This window comes from Candidatus Obscuribacterales bacterium, from assembly GCA_036703605.1.
In the GTDB taxonomy this organism is placed as follows: Bacteria; Cyanobacteriota; Cyanobacteriia; order RECH01; family RECH01; genus RECH01.
The window spans coordinates 1-2909 of record DATNRH010000708.1 but is presented as its reverse complement, the minus strand read 5'-3'; the positions used below and the strand labels follow the sequence as shown (position 1 = coordinate 2909).

Here is a 2909-nt window from a genome sequence, read left to right as displayed (position 1 = left end):
GTCTTTCTTCATGGTTTTCATGCCGGCAGAGGATTTGACATCAAGACCACCGGTGTCAAAACAAACCCCTTTGCCCACCAGAGTAATCGCCGGATCGGAGGAGCGTCCCCAGCGCATATCCAACAGACGGGGAGCATCGACGCTGGCCTTGCCGACCGCATGAATCATGGGGTAGTTGTGCGTCAATAAATCATCACCACCGATCACTGTTAGGTGAGCATCGTAGGTGTTGGCGAGGCTGCGGGTTTGGGCTTCTAGTTGAGTTGGCCCCAAGTCGGCCGCTGGGGTGTTGATCAAATCGCGGACAAGGGTGGTGGCTTCTACGGCAGCATCCACATAGGCGCGATCGCCTCCGCTGGGAAACTCTAGGCTAGGTAAGGGTGTTCCTTTTTTATAGCGGGTGAACTGATATTGTCCTAGATGCCAGCCTAAGGTAAGTTGAGTAGCTTCATCGGGGGTGAGGGCATCAACAAGTTGGTAGGTAAGCAGGGGTAGGCTTTGGGAACAGGTTCCTAAGGTCCACATATCGAGTGGATCTGCTCTGCCCACAACGACCATCTCTAGCTCACCATCGTCTCCGGGAATGAGACCGTAGGTGCCCGGCTCGGCCGTGAAGCCTGTGGTCTTCAGCCAAGCTTGCTGATTGGGAGGAAGCTGGGTGAGCTGTTCTTTGGTAATTAATCGAATAGGAATGGGCGATCGCATAGGTTAAACATAATTCAGATAAGGAAGCACAACCGAGAAGCATAGGTTGGAACATTCAGAGATGAGTACGATGCCTCACGACCACAGGTTCCGCTGATCCTCGTTAAAGAGCGCTCATAGTGGCCATTGTAGCCCTGTTAGTTCCCGGATGCAGATGACGTAGAACAATGGTCTAATCTACATCATGTACATCCAACATCATCTCGGTGATCAGCAATACCAGCCGGGCTAGACCAACCCAGGACTAGGAGTGCAGATCGGGTATGCTTGGCATTGCCGGCTGGGGACTGGATACTGGAATTTGTAGCCGATGGGCGAGGGTTTTCAATTCAGCAGCGGTGAGGTCGCGTTTATGGTGAATCGACCATTCCCGCACAGCCTCCAGCAGCGATCGCTCTTGGGGGGCAGCTAGGGTCATCCCCTGTTGTTCCAGCAGATGACGCAGAGCATGACTGCCAGAATGCTTGCCGGCAACAATCCGGTGATGGGTGCCTACCTCATGGGGCGCAAAGGCTTGGTAGGTATCGGGCTGCCGGAGCACACCATGGGCATGGATGCCGGCTTCATGGGAGAAGGCATTTTGGCCCACAATCGCTTTCCAGCGGGGCAGCACATCCCCGGAGGCCGCCTGTACCCGTTGGGAAAGACTGGTCAACTGCTGAGTTTTGATGCCTAGATCCAGGTTGTATAAACGCTTGAGCGCCATCACAACTTCTTCGAGCGCCGCATTGCCGGCCCGTTCTCCTAACCCATTCACCGTGGTATTCACCGATTGCGCCCCCGCCCGAATGCCGGCGATCGCATTGGCAGTAGCCAGACCTAAATCATCATGGGTATGCATTTCCAGGGGGATGGGCAGGGCCTCGACGAGCTGCTGCACGCGATCGAAGGTGGTGAAGGGATCGAGAATGCCCACCGTATCGCAAAATCGGAAGCGCTGCGCTCCCCAATCAGCCGCCTGGCGAGCCATGGCAATCACCTCAGTAACTGGGGTGCGGGACGCATCTTCACCGCCAACGCTGACGAAAATATCATGCTGTTGAGCCAGGCCAATGCAATGCCGCAGTTGATCCATCAATCGCTGGCGATCGCCCCCAAATTTTGCCTGAAGTTGCACCTCGGAGAGAGGAATGGCAATGTGGACGCGGCGCAGACCACAGGCGAGAGATGCCTCTAGGTCAGCGGGAACAGCACGATTCCAGCCGAGCAGCTTGGCCTGCAGCCCCAGGGTCGTGATTTCGGCGATCGCTCTGGCCTCCGAACCGCCCATGGCTGCAATGCCGACTTCTATTTCGTGGATGCCTAACTGATCAAGCTGACGAGCGATCGCCACCTTCTCGGTAACGCTAAAGGCAACGCCCGCTGCCTGTTCTCCATCCCGTAGCGTGGTGTCGTTAATGTAAACCGTCATGGTCTGCTGTCCGTGGGTGAGAATAGGTCTACCACGGATTATCGGGGGGGAATGGAGGAAGCCCCATGGTCTTAAGAAAGCGATCGCTATTGCGATAAGTTCTGTAACGTCTCTAGGGGTGGGCCTTTAAGGTATGGCTGTTGTCACCTCCACGGGGTTTGACGGAATCTGGCTGCCGACAAGTTCATCTCCAATGGTTGTGTTTTCACGATCATGCCCCTCTAGCCTGTCCATCTGGGGGCGATTTTGCAGCCAGGCAAAAAAGGTGCCGGCTCCCACCAGAATTAGTGTTGTGCTGACAACGATTTGCAGCATGATGTTGTAGCGCATGGGTTAAACCAAGGTTGAGTAAAACTAAAAGAGTGTTGGAACGTCCCATGACTTAGGCCAAATTAAAATGCTCCATGTGGACATGGGTTATGGGTACCTCTAGATCAAACAGAGCTGTTTCAACAGCATCCATCATCACCGGAGCAGCGCAGATTAAGTATTGGCGGCTACCCCGATGCAGGGGAATATATCGCTCCAGCAGATCTTGATCGATATACCCCGTTTCTCCATCCCAACCCTCATGGCCATGACGGGGTACATAGACGATAGTAAGGTCAATACTATCTTTCAGAGCTTCTAACCCCTCGCGGTAGGTGAAGTCTTCCCAGGACGATGCTGAATAAATTAACAGGAAGGGGCGATCGTCTTGGCGTTCAGCCGCCGTGAGCAGCATACTATACATGGGCGTGATGCCAATACCTCCGGCAATGAGGATAAAACCTGCGCTGTCCCAATATCGCTC

4 protein-coding genes are annotated in these 2909 nt (G+C 54.3%); all 4 read right to left on the bottom strand.

What is annotated here, in order from left to right; genetic code table 11:
- Positions 1–705 (bottom strand): hypothetical protein (locus V6D20_14890; protein ID HEY9817067.1); only part of this gene is annotated, 705 nt, incomplete at its 3' end.
- A gap of 244 nt (positions 706–949) precedes the next feature.
- On the bottom strand, positions 950–2116 hold the full coding sequence (gene nifV / locus V6D20_14885; protein ID HEY9817066.1) for a homocitrate synthase: 1167 nt from the start codon (positions 2114–2116) through the stop codon (positions 950–952).
- A gap of 126 nt (positions 2117–2242) precedes the next feature.
- Positions 2243–2446, bottom strand: a complete 204-nt coding sequence (locus V6D20_14880) for a hypothetical protein (protein HEY9817065.1) — start codon at positions 2444–2446, stop codon at positions 2243–2245.
- A gap of 52 nt (positions 2447–2498) precedes the next feature.
- On the bottom strand, positions 2499–2909 hold a 411-nt coding region (locus tag V6D20_14875; GenBank protein HEY9817064.1), incomplete at its 5' end, for a hypothetical protein.

Bases quoted from the DNA above. Each gene is read 5' to 3' on its own strand.
- nifV (HEY9817066.1), bottom strand. From the start codon at position 2,116: ATGACGGTTTACATTAACGACACCACGCTACGGGATGGAGAACAGGCA.
- V6D20_14880 (HEY9817065.1), bottom strand. From the start codon at position 2,446: ATGCGCTACAACATCATGCTGCAAATCGTTGTCAGCACAACACTAATT.